This window comes from Falsiroseomonas sp. HC035 (assembly GCF_050563525.1).
GTDB lineage: Bacteria > Pseudomonadota > Alphaproteobacteria > Acetobacterales > Acetobacteraceae > Falsiroseomonas.
The window spans coordinates 36,350-54,956 of sequence record NZ_JBNXUN010000012.1 but is presented as its reverse complement, the minus strand read 5'-3'; the positions used below and the strand labels follow the sequence as shown (position 1 = coordinate 54,956).

Here is an 18,607-nt window from a genome sequence, read left to right as displayed (position 1 = left end):
ATGGGGTGCTCTGGCTGGATGTGGTGGTCAGGTCGCGGAGCGACGCGGCGCGTTGCGCCGGTCCGGGCGCCGGGAGGGGTCAGGCAGCATCTCCTCAAGCAGCGCAAAGCGCCGGCCCGGCGTGGCTCCCTGTCCGGCGTCGGGCTTGCCCGCTGGCCTCACGCCCGGGATGCTGTCCGGAACACCATCAGCCGGCGCCCGCCGGTCGCGGCCAGTCCTCGGCGGCCGGTAGCCGACATGGATCGGCGCCTCGAATCCTTCGGCCGGGGGCAGCGCGAGCGGGCCGCGCCTCCGGAGACTCTGCTGAACGGCAGGGCCCGTGGGCGCGGCAGGCTGCGGGTCCTCGATGAGGCGGGAAAAGCTCGCCAGCAGCGTCCGCGTACGCGCCGTGCTTGGCGTCTCGGCCGGTGGCGGACCGGGGGTGGCGGCCGCAACCGCCTCGGCGCCGGATGGCGCGGCGACGACGAGCAGCCGTGAGGAAGCCCCGGGCAACGGTTCGGCCGGCGCAAGCGGGGCAGAAGGCGCCAGGATCCCGGGGGCCGGCCAGGTGCGGTAGCTGAACTGGGCGAGACTGCAGGAGGAAAGAAGTCGTTCGACGTGGCGCTCCATGCTCCCCCACTTCACATTGAACAACAGGCAAGTCTGAATGCAGCAGAGTTCGCCCTTAAGTCAACAACAACGGCGAGGCCCAGTATTTGTTGTTCATAGAGCGTGAACGCAACGAGCGGATTTCGATCCGAATCTTCTTTTTGGTAGCTTATTTCATGCCGATGAGGATGTTGCGAAAATAGCGTCGATGAGAGACTGTGCCCTGCCCGGTTCCGTTCGTCCTGCTCGTCGCGGATCGGACTGCGGGCGCCGCGAACCCGGTCCATGGCGCCGGAACTGGTCGATCACCGGGCCTGTCGGCGTTAGGTAGAACTACCTGCCGCGATCCGGCAGCGAACCGCGGCATGCTTCCTGGCTTGGTATCGTGCGACATGTGGTCGATCCAACCTGGTCCCGAATGCCTGTTCCACCGGTGGCATCCCGCGTGCGAGGCGCGCTCGGCCTGGACCGCCTCGGTGTCGCCGCCGACGGCGATGTGGAAGGAACCAGCGCCGGCCCGACCGCCGAGGCAGGGCGCTACGTCGCGCCCTGCGTCTATCTCTGGCTGCGCCAGGGGGTCCAGAGCGGGCAGACCGGGGTGGGCAAGGAGGTGGAAATCACGCCGCGACTGAAGCTGGAAGGCGAGACCGCGACCGGCCCGGCCGGCGATCGCCCGGGGCTGACCGTCGAATTCCAATACTGACGGTGTGACGAGAGTGTCGATCGGCACATCCGCCAGGCGCTGTGCAAGGGTGGCGCGACACCGATCTCCAGGAATTCTTCAGGAAATCATCAGATCCGCATGAGCTTCCGACCAAGCCTGCCGGGCCGGCGGCTGGCAGATTCTCGCCCGCCAAGCGACCCGGACCGCCACGCGGGAATCCGGTCCGATTCATCAGGGAATCCAGACCATGACACCGACCCGATGCAGGCCCACCACCCGCACATTGCTGCTCGGCACCGCCGCGGCGGCGCTTCAGGCATTCGCCGTGCCGCAGGCCGCGGCCCATGACGATCACTACCGGCCGCAGGTCGCGCAATTGCAGGAGGCGCCACAGCCTGCACCGCCACGTGGTGAGATGGGCATCTTTGGGCGCGACCTGCCACGCGGCGCTTCCGCGCCCACCAGCGACGAGCGCCCCCCGCTGCGCCCCAATTTCGGCTCGCTGGGCTGGCCGGGTGCCAGCACGAACCCGCAGGCCCAGGCCTATTTCGACCAGGGCTACCGCTTCGCCTGGGCCTTCAACCATGGCGAGGCGGCGCGCAACTTCCGCGCGGCGCAGGCCCTGGATCCAGCCTGCGCGGCGTGCCTCTGGGGCGAGGCCTGGGTGCTCGGCCCGAACATCAACTACCCGATGGTGCCGGACGCCAATGCGCGCGCACTGATCGCGCTGGATGCGGCACGCCGGATGGCGGCGCAGGCCGCGCCGCAGCACCGCGCGCTGATCGAGGCGCTGTCGACGCGGCACGCGGCGGATCCGCAGGCCGACCAGGCCGCGCTCAACACGGCCTATGCGGAGGCCATGGACGCGGTGCAACGGCGCTTCCCGCAGGACCCGCACATCGCCGTGCTGGCCGCCGATGCCATGATGAACGTCACCCCCTGGGACTACTGGGGCGAGGGCGGGCGCGAGCCGAAGGGCTGGACGGCCCGCACCGTGGCGCTGCTCGAGGGTGTGCTGGGGGAGGCTTCCGGAACCGGCGTCGCCGCAATGCCCGACCATCCCGGCGCGATCCACCTCTACATCCACAGCGTCGAGGCGTCCGACCGGCCGGAACGCGCCGCCGGGCATGCCGCGCGGCTGCCCGACCTGATGCCGGGCTCCGGGCACCTGGTGCACATGCCGAGCCACATCCACTATCGCCTCGGGCGCTGGCGGGACAGCCTGGACGCCAATCGGGCCGCCTCCGCGGCCTCCGAGGCGCTGATCGCGGAGGGCGGCCAGAGCCTGATCATGAGCCAGGCCTACTACCCCCACAACGTCCACTTCCTGCTCGCCTCCGCACTGATGGGCGGCGACGGGCGCACCGCGGTCGAGGCGGCCGAGAAGCTGGCGGACCTGGTGTCCGAGCGCGCCAAGCGCGAGGTGCCGTGGACGCAGCCGATCGCCGCCAGCCGCTACCTCGCCCATGCCCGCTTCACGGCGCCGGGGGCGATCCTGGCCCTGCCGGCACCGGATGGCGACTTCCCCTATGTCCGGGCGCATTGGCACTATGCCCGCGGTGTCGCCTTCGCGCGCCAGGGCCTGGCCGAGCAGGCCCAGGGCGAGGTTGCGGCGATCGGGGCGCTGGGCCAGCGGCCGGAGATTGCGCAACTCGATGCCGCCGGCATTCCGGCGACGGTGGTGTTCGACATCGCGCAGCGCGTGGTCTCCGCTCGGGTGGCGCAGCGGGCCGGCGACCACGCCGAGGCGGCACGCCTGTTCGGGGCGGCGGCGGCATTGCAGGACAGCCTGCCCTACATGGAGCCGCCCTTCTGGTACTACCCGTTGCATCAGGCTCTCGGTGCCGAGCTGCTCGCGCAGGGTCGCCTCGACGCGGCGGAGGCGGCCTTCCGCGCGGCACTGGCGCGCGTGCCGAACAATGGCTGGGCGGCCGCCGGCCTGCTGCGCGTCGCCGAGGCGCGTGGCGACACCGCGGCAGCGCAGGAGGCCCAGGCGCTGATGCGGCGGAGCTGGTTCGGCGGCGAGCCGCCAGCGAACGACCAGCTCTGAACTGCCCGGCCGCGTGGCCTGCGGGTGGCGCGCCACGCGGCCAGGCAACCGGAAGGGGCAGCCCCTCGCAGGACCAGGCCTGCCGCTCCTCGTTGGTTATCCGAACCCGTTCGGGTCAGGGCTCGGCCAGGAATTAGGGCGGAAGCCCCGCCGAACTGCGCGCCGCGGGCGCCGGCGCGCGGACGTAGGCTGACTGGCGCTAAGCTGACCGGCGTGCGGCTGGCGGCCTGCGCCAATATAGCCGCAGTGGTGGCGGAACCGCGCCGCAGCAATACCGGAGCGGTTGACGCGCCAGCACCGCCGACCCGAAGCTCCTGGACAATGGAACGATGTTCCATCCAATGGCACTGCCAGGAGGACGCACCACGTGCCCCCATTGCCCCGCCTGTCGGGCGTCCACCCCATCCTCTACGCCTTCTACGGCCCCGACGGACGGCTGGACCGGGCGGCGCTGGACCGGCAGGTGGATGTTTGCCTGGCCGCCGGCTGCGATGGCATCGCCCTGCTCGGCCTGGTGACGGAGGTGTTCCGGCTTTCCACCGAGGAACGGCTGGACCTGGTCGGCTGGGCCGCCGCCCGCATCGCCGGGCGCGTCCCGCTGATGGCGACCGTCGCCGAGGCCACGGTGCACGGCCAACTCGACTTCATCACGGAGGCGAAGCGCCGCGGCGCCGATTGGGTGGTGCTGCAGCCGCCGCCGGTGAAGGGCGTGGCGGAGCGCGAGATCCTGCGCTTCCTCGGCGAAGTCGCGGACCATTCGCCGCTACCGGTCGGCGTGCAGAACAACCCGCTGAACATGGAGGTCTCGGTCTCCAACGAGTCGCTGCTGGCACTGCACCGCAACCATCCGAACATCCGCTTCATGAAGGCGGAAGGCCCTGCCGTCTCGGTCGGGGCCTTCGCGCGGGAGGCTTCGAAGACCTGCGACGTCTTTGCCGGCCATGGTGGCATCGAATGGCCGACCAACCTGCGCAGTGGCTGCCAGGGCCTGATCCCGGCGCCGGAACTGGTGGATGCGCAGGTGGCGCTGTGGCGTCTGTGGTCGTCCGGTGAGACCGAGCGGGCGGAGGCGCTGCACCGCGCCATCCTGCCCGTGGTGGTCTTCATGTCGCGGTCCCTGCCGCTGCTCATCGCCTATGGCAAGCGCCTGATGGCGCTGCGGATGGGCTGGCCGGAGGTGCATCCGCGGCTGCCGGAGGTCGCCGTGACACCCTTCGGGCTGGAGGAGCTGGCGCGCTTCCACGCGCTGCTGGGGCCGCTGTCGTCGGAGCCGGGGGCGAAGCTGTCCCCTGCCCTGCTTGGCCTGGCCGGGCTCGACTGAACGCCAGACGGGCGCCGCGTGACGCCCAGGCGCTACTCGATGCGAATGTTCGCCCGGCGCGGCACGGCGGACCAGCGCTCCACCTCCGCCAGGTAGAAGCGCCCCCATTCCTCCCGCCCCGTCGGCTTCGGAATCAGGCCGAGTGTATCAAGGCGCGCCTGCACCTCCGGCACCGCCGCCACCTGCGTGAAGGCGGCGTGCAGCCGTTCCAGCGCCGCCGGTGGCGTGTTGCGCGGTGCGAGGAAGCCGAACCAGCTATCGGATTGCAGCGCGGCGACGCCAAGCTCCGCGACGGTCGGCACCTCCGGCAGCATCGGGCTGCGCGTCGGGCTGGTGACGGCCAGCGCCCGCAGCCGGCCGCCGCGGACATGCTCCGCCACCTCCAGCACGTTGCTCACCATGAAGTCGAGCCGCCCGGCGATCAGGTCCGCCTGGCCCTGCGGGCCGCTGCGATAGGGCACGTGCTCCAGCGTCAGGCCGAAGGCCTCCTTCATGATCTGGTGCGCGGGCTGCCAGCCGGCCAGCGCGGCGCTGCCGGTCTGCAACGGCCGGGCGGCGGCCTTGCCGCGGGCGACCAGCGCCGCCAGGTCGCGATCCGGCGAGGCGACGGGCACCACCAGTGCATTCGCCGAATTGCCGGCGAAGAACACCGCCGCGAAGTCTCCGGCCGTATCGTAGGGCAGCCTTGCATACAGGCCGGGCGCCACCGCATGCGCATTGGCGATCAGCATGATGGTGTGCCCATCCGGCGCCGCCTTGGCGACGCGGTCGGATGCGATGGTGCCGCCGGCGCCGGGCTGGTTCTGCACCACCATCGGCTGGCTGAGCAGCGGCTGCATGCGCTCCGCGAAGGTTCGCGCGATGATGTCCGTCGCGCCGCCGGCGCCATAGCCCACCACCAGCGTAACTGGGCGTTCCGGCCAGGCTTGCGCCTGCGCGGCGAAGGGCAGGCCGAGGCCGGCGGCCAGCAGGATGCGGCGCTGCATGCGCGTCACTCCACCACGATGTTCTGGGCGCGGGCGAGGTCACGGAAGGTGGCCAGTTCACGCGCCATGAAGGCGCTGAAATCGGCCGGCGTGGTGTGTTGCGGCATCTCCAGCGAAAGCTGCCCGTAGCGCTGCACCGTCTCCGGTCTGCGCAGGAAGGCCTGCGTCTCCGCCGAAAGCCGCGCCAGGATCGGTGCCGGCGTGCCGGCCGGTGCGGCGAGGCCGTGCCAGGAGGCGAGTTCCGCGCCCGGATAAGTCTCATTCAGCGCCGGCAGGTCGGGGTAGGCCGGCATGCGCGCGGGCGCCGTCGTGGCCAGCGCGCGGATCTGGCCGTCGCGGATCAGCTGCGTCGTCGTGGCCGCGACATCGAGCGAGGCATCGATGGTACCGGCCAGCAGCGCCTGCAGCAGCGGCCCGCCGCCGGCGAAGGGCACATGCGTCATGCGGATGCCGGCCTTGGCCATGAACAGCTCCATGCCGAGATGCAGCGAGGAGCCGACGCCGGAGGAGCCGAAGTTGATTGCCTCCGGCCGGGCCTTCGCCGCCGCGACCAGGTCCGCCACCGTCCTCACATCCGGCAGCTTGCGCGGATTGACCAGCAGCAGGGCCGGCGTCACCGCCAGGTTCGAGATGGGGGCAAAATCCTCGATCGGGCGGTAGGGCAGCGGCACCTTGCGCACCGCGGGCAGGATGGCGTTGGCGGCGATGTTGATCATGCCCACGGCGGTGCCGTCCGCCGGCGCCTTGGCCAGCGCATCGACGCCGATGGCGCTGCCGGCGCCGCCGCGATTCTCCACCACGAAGCCATGCCCGAACGCCGTCTGGAAATGCGCCGCCAGCATGCGGCCGACCAGGTCCGCCGCGCCGCCAGGCGGGAACGGGATGATGAAGCGCACCGGCCGGCTCGGCCAGGCCGCCTGGGCCCGGGCGATCGAGGGCGCGGCGAGGGCGGCGAGGCTGATTGCTGCGAGCTGGCGGCGGCGCATCGGGACTTCCTCCGTTCCTTGGTGTCTTGCGTGACTTGGAACTTGGTTCCACGATATGGACACAGCCGGAGACGGTCAATCGGGGAGACGCATGGCGCGCAGCAGGCCCATGGAGGCGGAGGAGGAGGCGGCCTCGGTGCCCGGCACCCAGGCGCTGACCCGTGGCATCGCGTTGCTCGGCCTGGTGGCCGATGCGCCCGCCCCGCTGCGCTTCGCCGAGATCGCCGACCGCGCCGGCCTGGCCCGCCCCACGGCGCACCGAATCCTGGCCGCGCTGGTCGAGGCGCGGCTGCTGCGGCATGAGCCGGCGACGCAGACCTACGCCCTCGGCGCCCGCTTCCTGGAGATGGCACATCGCGTCTGGGACGGCTTCGACCTGCGCGCAACCGCGGCGCCGGAGCTGGAGCGCCTAGCCCGCATGGCCGGGGAGACGGCGCGGCTGGCGGTGCTGGATGGCGATGGCGTGCTGTATGTGGACCAGCGCGATGCGGAACAGGAGGCGGTGCGCCTGGTCAACCGCGTCGGCGCCCGCGCCCTGCCCCACGCCAGCGCCTGCGGCAAGGCGATGCTGGCGCAGCTTCCGGCCGCGGAGCGCCGCCTGCTGCTGGACCGCCTGATGCCGCTGGCCGCACCTGGCCCGCGCAGCATCACCGAATTGCCAGCCCTGGAGCGGGAGTTGGCCCTGGTGGCGGCGCGCGGCTACGCGCTGTCGCTGGAGGAAGCCTCGGCTGGGGTGAATGCGGTGGCCGCCGCGGTGCTGGATCGCCGCGCGCGACCGCTCGGTACCATCTGCCTCGTCGGCCCCGCTTTCCGGCTCGGCGAGGCGCGGCTGCATGCGCTGGGACGGGAGGTGATGGAGGCGGCGCGCCGCATCTCCGGCAACGCCGCGCAATCCGCCATGACGCTGACCGTGGCGCCGCGCCCGGCCAGCGTGTCCGATGGCGTGACGCTGGCCGTGCGGGCGGAGGCGCTGCTGGGCGAAGGACCGCTGTGGCACGAAGACCGCCTGCACTGGGTCGATATCCTGGCGCCGGCCGTGCATGTCAGCGACCCTTCGACCGGCGCCGATGCGGTGATCCCGGTGGAGGAGTTGGTCGCCGCCCTGGCACCGCGCCGTGGCGGCGGGCTGGTCGCCGCCGCGCGGTCCGGCCTGCGGCTGCTGGATGCAGCGGGGCTCGGCCGGGTGTTGGCGGCACCGATCGCGGAGGGAGCTTCCCTGCGCCTGAACGACGGCAAGTGTGACCGCGCCGGGCGCTTCTGGGTCGGCTCGCTCGCGCTGGATTCGACGCCGGATGCCGGCGCACTGCACCGCATCTATGCGTCCGGTCAGGTGCGGGTGATGCAGGCGGGGCTGCATGTCGCCAACGGCATCGGCTTCAGTCCGGATGATGCGCGGCTGTACCTGGCCGATAGCGGCCGCCGCCGCATCGACGTGTTCGACTTCGACCTGGCCGGCGGCACCGTCGCCAACCGCCGCCCCTTCGTCGCATTCGCGGAGGGCGAGGGCGTGCCGGATGGGCTGACGGTGGATGCCGAGGGTGGAGTCTGGGTGGCCCTGTGGGATGGCTGGCGCGTCGCGCGCTATTGGCCGGACGGCACGCTGGACCGGGCGGTGAACCTGCCGGTGCCGCGCCCGACGAGCTGCGCCTTCGGCGGCAAGGACCTCGGCACGCTGTTTGTCACCAGTGCGCGCGTGCGGCTGTCCGCCGCCGAACTCGCGGAGGCGCCACTCTCGGGCTCCGTTTTCGCCATCGACACGGGCGGTGCGCGTGGCCTGTCCGAACCCTCCTTCAACGGCTGAGGATTTTCGCTCGTCATGACCAAGCTTGCTGGCGTCTTTCCTGTCTTGCCGACGCCGTTCACGCCGGAGGATGCGGTGGATGAGGCCGCGTTCCGGCGGCTGATCGACTTCGCGGTGGAAGCTGGCGTCGATGGCGTGGTGTTCCCCGGCATGGCCAGCGAAGTGGAGACGTTGAGCGCCGCGGAGCGTGGGCAGATGGTCGCCGTGCTCGGCGCACATCTCGCCGGGCGGCTGCCCTTCATCGTCGGGGCGTCGCATGCCGATCCGGCCGAAAGCGCAGCGCGGGCGTGGGAGGGCATGGCGGTCGGCGCCACCTGCGCCATGATCATGGCGCCGCCGCAGGCCGGTCAGGACGTGGCGAAGCAGGTCGCCTTCTTCAGCGCCGTGGCGGAGGCAGCGCCGGGCCTGGTCATCATGCTGCAGAACGCGCCGGCGCCGAACGGCGCGGCGCTGTCACCGGAAGCGGTGGCGGCGGTGGCCGCGGCGGTGCCGGCGATCCGCTACGTGAAGGAGGAAACGCTGCCCTGCGGCCAGCACGTCACCCGCATCCTGGCCGCCGTGCAGGGTGGGCTGGATGGCGTGATGGGCGGCGCTGGCGCGCGCTTCGTGCTGGATGAGCTGGCACGCGGCGCCAACGGCACGATGCCGGCGCTGGAGTTGGCCGATGCGCATGCGGCGCTGTGGCGGGCCTGGACGCGCGGCGACCGCGCGGAGGCGCGGCGCATCTACACGGCGACGCTGCCGCTGCTGATGCTGCAGATGACCTTCCGGGTCCGCGCGACGAAGGAGGTGCTGCGGCGCCGCGGGCTGCTGGCGCATGTCGGCGCACGCGCCGCGGGACCGCGTTTCGATGCGGGCGACCTGGCGGAACTGTCCGAACTCATCGCGACGGCGGCGCCGGTCATGACCATCCACAAGCCATGAGAGGCCCGGATCGGATCACGCGGGTCACCGCGCATGTCATCGCCATCCCGCGCGACGTGCCCTATCTCGGTCCGCTGCGCGAGGGAGAGTTCGTCAACCGCGCGGGCTACATCGTCCGCCTCGGCAACCGCACGCTGTACCCGACGCAGGACCGCAGCATCGTGCTGCGCATCGACACGGAGCACGGCCTGACCGGCTGGGGCGAGACCTACGGCATCGTGGCGCCGGAGGCGGTGCGCGCCATCGTGGACGACGTACTGGCGCCCGTACTGGAGGGCCGCGACCCCTCCGCACCGGCGGTGATCCATGAAGACCTGTACGACCTGATGCGCGTGCGCGGCTTCTTCGGCGGCTTCTACCTGGATGCGCTCGCGGCCGTCGACATCGCGTTGTGGGACCTGCTCGGGCGACGGCTCGGCGTGCCGGTCTCGACACTGCTGGGCGGGCGGCGGCACGCGCGCCTTCCCGCCTACGTCTCTGGCCTGCCGCGCGCCACGCTGTCCGAGCGCGTGGATTTCGCGCGCGACTGGCAGGCGCGCGGCTTCGCCGGTTTCAAATTCGCCGCCGTCGTCGCCGATGACGGGGCGGAGGCCGAGATCGCGGCGCTGCGCGAGGGGCTCGGCCCGAAGGCTGCCATAATGGCCGACCTGCACTGGAAGAACAGCGCCGCCGAGGCGATCCGCCTGATCCGCCGCCTGGAACCACACGGCCTCGCCTTCGCCGAGGCGCCCTGCGCGCCTGAGGATGTCCAAGGCGTCGCGGAAGTGGCGCGCGGCGTCGGCGTGCCGGTCGCGCTGGGGGAGGAACTGCGCACCGTCTTCGAATGGCTGCCGCGCCTGCAGCATCGCTGCATGGCGATCGGCCAGCCGGAGATGGGCCACACCGGCATCACCGAGTTCTCCCGGATTGGCGCGTTGTGCCACGCGCACCATGTGGCGGTGATGCCGCATGCGGCGATTGGCATCGGCCTGTTCATGGCGGCCAGCCTGCAGGCGGCCAGCACCCTGCAGAAGCTGCCATGGCACGAATACCAGCACAGCATCTTCGACCCCAACCTGCGCCTGACCCGGCCGACCGGCAGCGCCCATATGCAGTGCGAGGCCGGGTTCTACACGCTGCCGGATGGGCCGGGGCTGGGGGTCGAGCCCTCCGCGGCACTGCTGGCCGAGATGGACGCGTAGCGACCGGCCGGCTGTGCGTTCAGGCCGCACCCAGCAGCGCGGGCAATTCGGCGAGGCTGCGGATCTCGTGCTCCGGCGCGCCCGGCAGCCGTTCCCGCCGCTGGCCGTAGCGGTTGCACCAGGCCACGCGCATGCCGAAGGCCGATGCGGCATGGGCGTCCCAGGCGTTGGAGGATTGAAAGGCGATCGCCTCCGCCGGCACGCCGAGGCGTGTGACCGCGAGCTGGTAGACGCGGGCATCCGGCTTGAAGCTGCGCACCTCCTCCACCGACAGCACGTGGTCGAGCAGCTTGTCCAGGCCGGCGCCCTCCACCGCGTCGCGCAGCATGTCCGGCGATCCGTTGGACAGGATGGCGGTGACGAAGCCGGCCTGCTTCAGGCGGCGCAGCACGTCCGGCACATCCGGGAAGGTGCCCAGCGTCCGGTACAGATTCATCAGGCGATCCCGCAGCACGCCGTCCTGCGGCAGGCCGAGGGTCTCGAGCGCGTAGTCCAACGCGTCCCCGGTGACCTGCCAGAACGGCACGTAGCGGCCCTGCAACCCGCGCAGCCAGGAATACTGCAACTGCTTGTCGCGCCACAGCACGGTCAGCGGGCCGGCCTTGTCGCCCAGCACATCGACACAGGCGGAAGCGGCTCCGGCGAAATCAAACAGCGTCCCATACGCGTCGAAGACGCAGGCGCGGATGCCGCTGAAGGGGAGGCTGCCGGTCATGGCTCAGCTTCGCCCTCTTACTCGGCCTTGATGCCGAGGCGCTCGATGATCTCGCCGAAGCGCGTCCGCTGCCCCTGCATGAAGCTGCCGAAAGCCTCCGGCGCCAGCGCCAGCGGCTCCGCGTTCAGCACCTCCAGCGTCGCGGCCAGGGCGGGGCCGGCCACCGCCTCGCGCAGGATGCCGTTCAGGCGCGCGATGATCTCGGGCGGCGTGCCCTTCGGCGCGGTAACGCCGAACCAGCTGCTGATCTCGAAATCCGGCACGCCGGCCTCGATCATCGTCGGGAACTCCGGCGCGAAGCGGGTGCGTTCGCGCGTCGTGACCGCAAGCCCGCGCACGGCGCCGGAGCGCACATGCGGCAGGATCTGCGGCGTGTTGTCGAAGGCGATCTGGATGCGGCCGGCCAGCAGGTCCTGCAGCATCAGCGACCCGCCGCGATAGGGCACATGCACGATGTCCACCCCGGCGATCGACTTGAACAACTCGCCCGCGAGATGCACCGACCCGCCGGTGCCCGCCGAGCCGAAGTTCAGGCGGCCCGGATTGGCGCGGCAATGCGCCACGAGTTCCGCGACGGTGGTCGCGGGAACGGAGGGATGCACCACCGCCATGCTGCCGATCTGCGCGAAGGACCCCACCGGCGCCACATCCGCGACGCCGTCATAGCCGGGATTGGGGTACAGCAATGGCCCGGTGATGTGGGTGGAAGGCGCCGCGAAGGCCAGCGTGTAGCCATCCGGCGGCGCCGTCACCGCCTGCCGCGTGCCCGCCGTGCCTCCGGCGCCGCCGCGATTGTCCACGAAGACATTCTGGCCGAGGCCGGCGCTCAGCACCTCCGCCACGATCCGCCCCATGCGGTCGGACAGCCCACCGGCCGGGAAGGCCACCACCAGGCGCACCGGGCGGCTTGGCCAGGGCGATTGGGCCAGGGATGGCGTGGCGAGCAGGCCCGTAGTCAGCAGGCCCGTAGTCAGCAGGCCGGCGGGCAGCAAGCCCAGGGCGCGGCGGGTCAGCATGGGCCATCTCCTGCGGGTCGTGTTGGCGGCGTCATGTTGGGATGCAGGCGGCGATGCGCGCAATGCCCTCGTCCAGCAAATTGCGCGGGCAGCCGAAGTTCAGCCGTGCGAAGCCCGGCGCGCCGAAATCCGCGCCCGGGTTCAGCGCGACCTGACCCCGTTCCAGCAGCACCCGCGCCGGATCGGCGCCAAGCCCGGCTTCGCGCAGGTCGAGCCAGGCGAGGAAGGTGGCCTCCGGCGCCGAGACGCGCAGGCCCGGCAGGCGGCCCAGACGCTGCACCAGGTGGTCGCGATTGGCTTGCAGGTACGAAACCAGCGCATCGAGCCAGGCATCGCATTGCGTGAAGGCCGCCTGCATCGCCAGCAGCCCCAGGCCGCTGCCCTGATCCACCATGCCAAGGCGGCAGGCCTGTACGCGGTCGCGCAGCGCGGTGTCCTGGATGATGGCGAAGGCGATCTTCAGGCCGGCGATGTTGAAGGCCTTGCCCGGCGACATCAGCGTGACCGTGCGCGCCGCGACCTCCGGTGCCAGCGACGCGATCGGCACGTGCCGGCGTCCGTCGAACAGCAGGTCGCAATGGATCTCGTCGGAGATGATCCAGGCGCCGGCGGAAAGGCAGGCCTGCGCCAGCGCCTCCAGCTCCGCGCGCGAATAGACATGGCCGGTCGGGTTGTGCGGGTTGCACAGCAGGAAGGCATCGTCGCGCGTCATCGCCCGGCGCAGCGCTGCGGCATCGGACTCAACCGGCAGCGGCGCGTCGCGCAGGCCCCAATGCGCGGCGACGGCGCGGATCGGCGGGTAGGTTGGCGCGTGGTAGTGCAGGCCGCCACCCGCCGGGACCAGGGCGCGCGCGGCCATGTTGAAGCCCGGCACCACGCCGGGCAGCAGCACCACATGCTCCGGCGAGACGGCCCAGCCATGGCGCGCGCCCATCCGGTCCGCGATCACCTGCCGCACCCGGTCGGACACCGCGGCATAGCCGAAGACCGGGTGCCGCAGGCGCTCCGCCAGGGCGTCCGCGATGGGTGGCGCCACCGGCACATCCATGTCCGCCACCCACATCGGCAGCACATCCGGCGCATAGCGCGACCACTTGGTGGAGTCGGTGCCGAGGCGCGGCGGGGCTCCGGCGAAATCCGGGATCATACCGGCCGCGCTCCCACGACCACCGGTCGCGCAGGATCGGCCGCCCAAGCAGACCAGGAGCCGGGAAACATCGCCGCCTCGATGCCGATGGAGGCCAGCGCCAGCACCGAATGCGCGGCGGAGATGCCGGCCCCGCAGGAGACGCCGACCGGGCTGGCCCCGTCCGCGCCCAGCGCTGCATACAGATGCCGCAGCGTCGCGGCATCCGCGAAATGCCCGGCCTCCGTCAGCACATCCGCCGCCGGCGCGCTGACCGAGCCCGGGATGTGCCCGCGGCGCGGCTCGCCCGGCCCGCCGATGTAGTTCACCCGCACCCGGCTATCGAGCAGCAGGCCGTCCCGCGCCAACGCCGCCGCGGCATCCGCGTCCAGCACCGGCAGGTGTCCCGGCGCGAGCGTGACCTCCCCCGGCTCCAGTTGCCCTGGCTCCCGCGCCACGGGCAGTCCCGCCGCCTGCCAGGCCGCGAAGCCGCCATCCAGCAGCCGCACATCGGCAAGTCCGGCCCAGCGCAGCACCCACCAGGCGCGCGCCGCGACCAGCCCGCGATCATGGTCATAGACCACCACCGGCACGCCGCTCCGCAGCCCCCAGCGCCGCGCGTGGCGCTGCAACTCCGCGATGTCGGGCAGCGGGCGGCTGCCGCGGGTGCCGCCGCCGGGGGCTGCGAGTTCCGTCGGCAGGTCCACATCCATCGCACCCGGAATCCGTGGCACGCCGGCCCAGTCGCCGGGGCCGTTGCGGATAGCCAGCACCGCAACCGGCGCGCCTTCCGCCAGCATCCGCCCGAGCGCCGCGGCCGTGACCAGCACCTTGTCGCGCGCGTTCATCCTCGTTCTCCTCCGCCGAAACCCAGCACGCCGCGATGGTCCATCGTCAGCCCCGTCACGCCCGGCCGCGCGGCATAGGACTCCTCCGGGTGGAACAGATAGAGCCAGGGCGGGTCCGCCTGCAGCCGGGCGAGGCAGCGCGCATAGGCCGCCGCCCGCGCGTCATGCTCCATCGTGTGGTTCGCCGCCAGGATCATCGGCTCCAGCGCCGGGTCGTCATGGCCCTGCCACCAGATGCCGCAGGAGGCGGCGGAGATCTTGTCGTTCAGGACGCGGAAGGTGCTGTGCGGCGAGCTGTCGAAAATCGCCATGTCGCCGATGCGCTTGTCGCCGACCTGCCGTGCGTAGTCCGGGCGATCCTCCACCACCTCGATCCGTGCCGGGCATCCGGCCTCGGCCAAGTCGCGCGCCACCATCGCCGCGATGTCCGGCGCGCGTTCCGGCATGTGGGTCGGCGTGCGGATCAGGATCTCGGCCCCGGCGCCTGCTTCAGCGAACAGCCTCCGGGCGCGGTCCGGGTCGTACGGGATCCGTGCCAGACCAGCCTCCGCCATGCCGAGGTGGAAGGGGCTGACGATACTCGCGGCCGGCACGCCCAGTCCGTGGAACAGGTGCCGCAGGATTGCCGGCCGGTCCACCGCCAGGTTCGCGGCCAGCCGCGCCTTGCGCGAAGCGAAAAGCCCGGCCGTGCAGTTGAGGTAGAACATCACGGACAGCGTCGTCGGCACCCGGCCCCACCGCAGCCCGTGCCCGCCCGGTGCCGCCGCGCGCCGATCCAGGTTCAGCGCGACATCGACGCTGCCGTCCAGCAGCATGGCGAAGCGCGCCTCCGCACCCTTCTCCGCGACGAACCGCAGCCGCGCCGGCTGCCTGCCGGCCTCGACGGCGTCCAGGTCCACCGCGGCATCGTCGCGCAGCGCCGCCACGCAATACGGCCCGGTACCGATCAGCGCCTGGCCGTCCGGCGCGTCACGCGCCACGAAGAACTCGGCGAGAATCTCCGGCAGGTCCGCCAGCGGCTCCGGCGTCGCGATGCGCAGCGTCATCGCGTCCGCCGCCTCGATCCGCGCACCGGCCAGGTAGCGGGCGTAGGACCAGGGCATGCCGAACATGTCGCGCCCTTCCAGCGTCGCCGCGATGCTGTCCCGCACATGCTCCACCGTGCAGGCGAGGCCGTCGTGGAAGCGCGCGCCGGGGCGGATCGAGAAATGCCAGACGCGACCCTCCGCATCATGCCGCCAGGACACGAACAGCGCTGGCCCGACCGCCCCGTCCCGCCACTGGCACAGCGGCTCGAACACCAGCGAGCGCAGCGTGAGGACGGAGGTATCGTCCGTGATGCGCCCGCGCGGCGGGAAATAGACGCGGTCGAGCGCCACGGTCAGCCGGTTCATCGTCGTCCTCGCCGTCATTGCCGCGCCCGCCGCCGCGAGCAATGCTGCCTTACCACCGCTGCGAGGCCGGAACCATGCGACCCCCCTTCATCGAGCAGAATGTCGTCTGGCTCTACAGCGACGACCTGGACACCCATGCGGCATTCTACCGCGACGTGTTGGGCCTGAAGCAGGTGCTGGACCAGGGGGTCTGCCGCATCTTCCAGGTCAGCCCGACCGGCTTCCTCGGCGTCTGCAACAAGGAAGGCCGCCCGCGCGGCACCAAGGGCATGATGTTCACCTTCCTCGTCGAGGATGTGGAGGAGATGTACCAGTACCTGCTGGCGCGTGGCGTCGCGTTCGACGGTCCGCCCAACATGCTCGGCGGCCGCACCATCTATTCCGCCTTCTTCAAGGACCCGATCGGCTACTGGCTGGAAATCCAGGAATTCAACGACCCGCGCTGGCCCTACCCCGAGGGAAGGGGGCCGCGCCGCGGCTGAGTGGCGGCGCCGACGCCGGCCACGCCCAGCAATTCGCGCAGCAGCGGGTTCGGGAAGCGCCGCGGCACGGTGACGGCGTGGAAGGGCTGCACCAGGCCCGGCACGCGTTCCGCCTCCAGCAACTCGCCCGAGGCCAGTTCGTCGCGCACCACGATGGGCGGCAACACGGCCAGCCCGACGCCTTCGCGCGCCAACAGGCGCATCATGGCCATGTCGTCCACCTCGGCCGCGATCTGCAACCGGATGCCGAGGCGCTCGCGCAGCGCCTCGAACCCGGCCCGCAGCCCGCTCTCGGGCGTCGGCAGGATCAGAGGCGCGGCGGCCAGCCGCTCGGCCAGCGTCGCGCGGCCGGCCAGGAGGGCCGGGCGCCCGATCAGGCTGATCGGCTCCTCCGCCAGGCGGTGCACCACGAAGCCGCGGGCGGACCCGGTCGCGGGCGGCTCGCTGGTCAGCACGACATCGAGGTCGAGCGTCTCCAGCGCACGCAACAGCTCCGCCATGCCGCCCGACCGCAGCACCACCTCGACATCGGGCCGGCCGAGCGCCGGGCGCAGGAAGGTCAGCTGGAAGTTGCGCGACAGTGTTGCCAGCGACCCGACGCGCAGGATTGTCTGCGCACGCCCGGTATCGCGCAGCGTGGCGAGCAGATCCTCCGCCGCCGCGGAAATCACGTCGGCATGCGCCAGCGCGATGCGCCCGGCCTCGGTCAGCACAAGTTGCCGTCCGCGCCGCTCGAACAGCGCATGGCCGAGCCGGTCTTCAAGCGCGCGGATCTGTGCCGACAGGGCCGAGGGCGCCAGGTTCAGCCGCCCGGCCGCCCGGGTCAGGTTCCCCTCATGCGCGACGGCACGGAAATAGCGCAGGTGGTGGTAGTTCAGGTCGGGCATGTCTGTTCTGCTTTATCGCATGATTCCCCCGTAACAATGTCATTATTTCCGGGGTTTCGCCCTGCTATCCCGCGCCGGACCACCGGAGCGACCAAGCCATGCCGAGCCATCTGCTGCCCCTCCTCGCGCCGCTCGCGCTGGTCGCGGCCGCCATCGTCGCCTTTCGTGGCCCGGCGCTGCGGCCGACCGGGAGCCTGCGATGGGCCGGTCTGGCGGCCGCCGGGGCGCTGGCTGTGGCGGTGGCGAGCGCGATCCTGCTGATCCTGGCCGGAGCCGGCGGCGCGCCGCTGGCTCTGGTGCGGCTCGATGCCGTCTCCGCCACCATGCTGCTGCTGGTCGCCTTCGTCGGCTGGGTCGTGGTCCGCTACGCCGGCACCTACCTGGATGGCGAGGCACGGCAGGGCCCCTTCACCGGATGGCTGTGCCTGACGCTCGCCGCCGCGCTGCTTCTAGTGCAGGCGGGCAACCTTGTGCTGCTCGTGTCGGCCTGGTGCGCGGCGGGGTTCGGCCTGCAACGGCTGCTGCTGTTCTACCCTGATCGGCCGGCGGCGCGGCGGGCGGCGCGCAAGAAGGCGATCTTCGCGCGGGCCGGCGATGTCGCCCTCGCCGCCGCGGCGCTGCTGCTGGCGCTCGGCCTCGGCACTGCCGACATCGCTGCGGTCCTGGAGGCGGCGCGGAGCGGGCAAGCGCCGGGCGTGACGGCGGGCGCGGCCGCGCTGCTGGCGCTCGCCGCGCTGCTGAAGTCAGCGCAGTTCCCGACCCATGGCTGGCTGACCGAGGTGATGGAGACGCCGACGCCGGTTTCCGCCCTGCTGCATGCCGGGTTGATCAATGCCGGCGGCTTCCTGCTGATCCGCTTCGCCGACGTGATGCTCACCGCGCCCGGCGTGCTGGCCGCACTGGTCATGATCGGCGGCTTCACCGCGCTGTTCGGTGGGCTGGTCATGCTGACCCAGCCCGCGGTCAAGACCGCGCTGGCCTGGTCCACCATCGCGCAGATGGGCTTCATGATCCTGCAATGCGGCCTGGCGCTGTTCCCGCTGGCGCTGCTGCACATCGTCGCCCACTCGCTGTACAAGGCGCATGCGTTCCTGGCGTCCGGCACGGCGGTCGAGAAGGTGGCGGCGATCCGCCGGCCGGGGCCGGTGGCGGTGCCCGGGGGGCGCGCGGTCGGGCGTGCGTTCCTCGCGGCGCTGATGCTGTACGCCGTGATCGGCGCGGCCTTCGGGCTCCAGGGCAAGTCGCCCCAGGCCATTGCGCTTGGCGCCATCCTGGTGCTTGGCGTCGCCTACCTGCTGGCCCAGGGCTTTGCCGATGCGGCGCCCGGGCCGCTCACCCTGCGGACCTCGGCCGCGGCCGCGGCGGCGGCCGTCGGCTACTTCGCGCTGCAACGCGCGGCGGAGGCGCTGACCCATGGCGTGCTGCCCCCTGCCCCCGCGCCCGGAGCGCTGGAATGGGTGCTGATCGTCCTGGCGCTGCTCGGCTTCGGCCTGACCGCCTTCGCGCAGGCAACCTTTCCGCTCTGGGCGCAGCACCCCGCCGCGGCCGGCCTCCGGGTCCACCTGGCCAATGGCCTGTACGTCAACGCCCTGACCGACCGGCTGCTGCGCGGCTGGTCCACCCGCAACGCCGCCTGAG

17 protein-coding genes are annotated in these 18,607 nt (G+C 71.8%); 8 read left to right on the top strand and 9 right to left on the bottom strand.

Annotated features, from left to right (window positions below):
- Positions 1-27: 27 nt before the first annotated feature.
- Positions 28-633: a hypothetical protein gene (locus ACLF3G_RS21505; protein ID WP_430671461.1), complete on the bottom strand. Its 606-nt coding sequence runs from the start codon at positions 631-633 to the stop codon at positions 28-30.
- Positions 634-1,006: 373 nt separating this feature from the next.
- Between ACLF3G_RS21505 and ACLF3G_RS21500 the strand changes: the two genes are divergently transcribed.
- The 3 genes from ACLF3G_RS21500 to ACLF3G_RS21490 all read left to right on the top strand — a co-directional run bounded on the left by ACLF3G_RS21500 (position 1,007) and on the right by ACLF3G_RS21490 (position 4,623).
- Positions 1,007-1,291, top strand: coding sequence for a hypothetical protein (locus ACLF3G_RS21500; protein ID WP_430671460.1), 285 nt, complete (start codon positions 1,007-1,009; stop codon positions 1,289-1,291).
- 208 nt (positions 1,292-1,499) lie between these two features.
- Positions 1,500-3,302, top strand: coding sequence for a hypothetical protein (locus ACLF3G_RS21495; RefSeq protein ID WP_430671459.1), 1,803 nt, complete (start codon positions 1,500-1,502; stop codon positions 3,300-3,302).
- 367 nt (positions 3,303-3,669) lie between these two features.
- On the top strand, positions 3,670-4,623 hold the full coding sequence (locus ACLF3G_RS21490; protein WP_430671458.1) for a dihydrodipicolinate synthase family protein: 954 nt from the start codon (positions 3,670-3,672) through the stop codon (positions 4,621-4,623).
- Positions 4,624-4,655: 32 nt separating this feature from the next.
- Here ACLF3G_RS21490 and ACLF3G_RS21485 read toward each other — a convergent pair whose 3' ends face one another.
- Together ACLF3G_RS21485 and ACLF3G_RS21480 are read right to left on the bottom strand one after the other, a co-directional pair.
- Complete coding sequence (locus tag ACLF3G_RS21485; RefSeq protein WP_430671457.1) at positions 4,656-5,609, bottom strand: Bug family tripartite tricarboxylate transporter substrate binding protein; 954 nt, start codon at positions 5,607-5,609, stop codon at positions 4,656-4,658.
- A gap of 5 nt (positions 5,610-5,614) precedes the next feature.
- Positions 5,615-6,595: a Bug family tripartite tricarboxylate transporter substrate binding protein gene (locus ACLF3G_RS21480; protein ID WP_430671456.1), complete on the bottom strand. Its 981-nt coding sequence runs from the start codon at positions 6,593-6,595 to the stop codon at positions 5,615-5,617.
- Positions 6,596-6,686: 91 nt separating this feature from the next.
- Here ACLF3G_RS21480 and ACLF3G_RS21475 point away from each other — a divergent pair, with 91 nt between their 5' ends.
- The 3 genes from ACLF3G_RS21475 to ACLF3G_RS21465 are packed head-to-tail and all read left to right on the top strand — an operon-like array spanning position 6,687 to position 10,501.
- Positions 6,687-8,396, top strand: a complete 1,710-nt coding sequence (locus tag ACLF3G_RS21475; protein ID WP_430671455.1) for an SMP-30/gluconolactonase/LRE family protein — start codon at positions 6,687-6,689, stop codon at positions 8,394-8,396.
- 15 nt (positions 8,397-8,411) lie between these two features.
- A complete protein-coding gene (locus tag ACLF3G_RS21470) occupies positions 8,412-9,320 on the top strand; it encodes a dihydrodipicolinate synthase family protein (RefSeq protein ID WP_430671453.1) in 909 nt (302 codons plus the stop codon).
- Entirely contained in the window at positions 9,317-10,501 is a 1,185-nt protein-coding gene (locus ACLF3G_RS21465; RefSeq protein WP_430671452.1) for a mandelate racemase/muconate lactonizing enzyme family protein, read from the top strand. Before ACLF3G_RS21470 ends, ACLF3G_RS21465 begins: the two co-directional genes overlap by 4 nt.
- Positions 10,502-10,520: 19 nt before the next feature.
- Here ACLF3G_RS21465 and ACLF3G_RS21460 read toward each other — a convergent pair whose 3' ends face one another.
- Genes ACLF3G_RS21460 through ACLF3G_RS21440 form a run of 5 tightly spaced genes read right to left on the bottom strand, consistent with a single transcriptional unit; the run spans position 10,521 to position 15,600 of the window.
- Positions 10,521-11,216 carry a haloacid dehalogenase type II gene (locus tag ACLF3G_RS21460; protein ID WP_430671450.1) on the bottom strand — a complete coding sequence of 232 codons (696 nt, stop codon included), beginning with the start codon at positions 11,214-11,216 and terminating at the stop codon, positions 10,521-10,523.
- 17 nt (positions 11,217-11,233) lie between these two features.
- On the bottom strand, positions 11,234-12,232 hold the full coding sequence (locus ACLF3G_RS21455) for a Bug family tripartite tricarboxylate transporter substrate binding protein (protein ID WP_430671449.1): 999 nt from the start codon (positions 12,230-12,232) through the stop codon (positions 11,234-11,236).
- Positions 12,233-12,263: 31 nt separating this feature from the next.
- Positions 12,264-13,379 carry a MalY/PatB family protein gene (locus ACLF3G_RS21450; RefSeq protein WP_430671448.1) on the bottom strand — a complete coding sequence of 372 codons (1,116 nt, stop codon included), beginning with the start codon at positions 13,377-13,379 and terminating at the stop codon, positions 12,264-12,266.
- Positions 13,376-14,206: a sulfurtransferase gene (locus ACLF3G_RS21445; RefSeq protein WP_430671447.1), complete on the bottom strand. Its 831-nt coding sequence runs from the start codon at positions 14,204-14,206 to the stop codon at positions 13,376-13,378. Before ACLF3G_RS21445 ends, ACLF3G_RS21450 begins: the two co-directional genes overlap by 4 nt.
- Positions 14,203-15,600, bottom strand: coding sequence for an ABC transporter substrate-binding protein (locus tag ACLF3G_RS21440; protein WP_430671446.1), 1,398 nt, complete (start codon positions 15,598-15,600; stop codon positions 14,203-14,205). Before ACLF3G_RS21440 ends, ACLF3G_RS21445 begins: the two co-directional genes overlap by 4 nt.
- 74 nt (positions 15,601-15,674) lie before the next feature.
- Here ACLF3G_RS21440 and ACLF3G_RS21435 point away from each other — a divergent pair, with 74 nt between their 5' ends.
- The gene (locus ACLF3G_RS21435; protein WP_430671445.1) at positions 15,675-16,082 is read left to right on the top strand and encodes a VOC family protein; all 408 of its coding nucleotides are present in this window, start codon (positions 15,675-15,677) and stop codon (positions 16,080-16,082) included.
- Here the strand turns inward: ACLF3G_RS21435 and ACLF3G_RS21430 are convergent.
- A complete protein-coding gene (locus tag ACLF3G_RS21430; protein ID WP_430671444.1) occupies positions 16,049-16,969 on the bottom strand; it encodes a LysR family transcriptional regulator in 921 nt (306 codons plus the stop codon). The two genes, ACLF3G_RS21435 and ACLF3G_RS21430, sit on opposite strands and share 34 nt — an antisense overlap.
- Positions 16,970-17,067: 98 nt before the next feature.
- On the opposite strand from ACLF3G_RS21430, the gene ACLF3G_RS21425 reads away from it, so the two are divergent.
- On the top strand, positions 17,068-18,606 hold the full coding sequence (locus ACLF3G_RS21425) for a proton-conducting transporter membrane subunit (protein ID WP_430671443.1): 1,539 nt from the start codon (positions 17,068-17,070) through the stop codon (positions 18,604-18,606).
- Position 18,607: the final 1 nt, after the last annotated feature.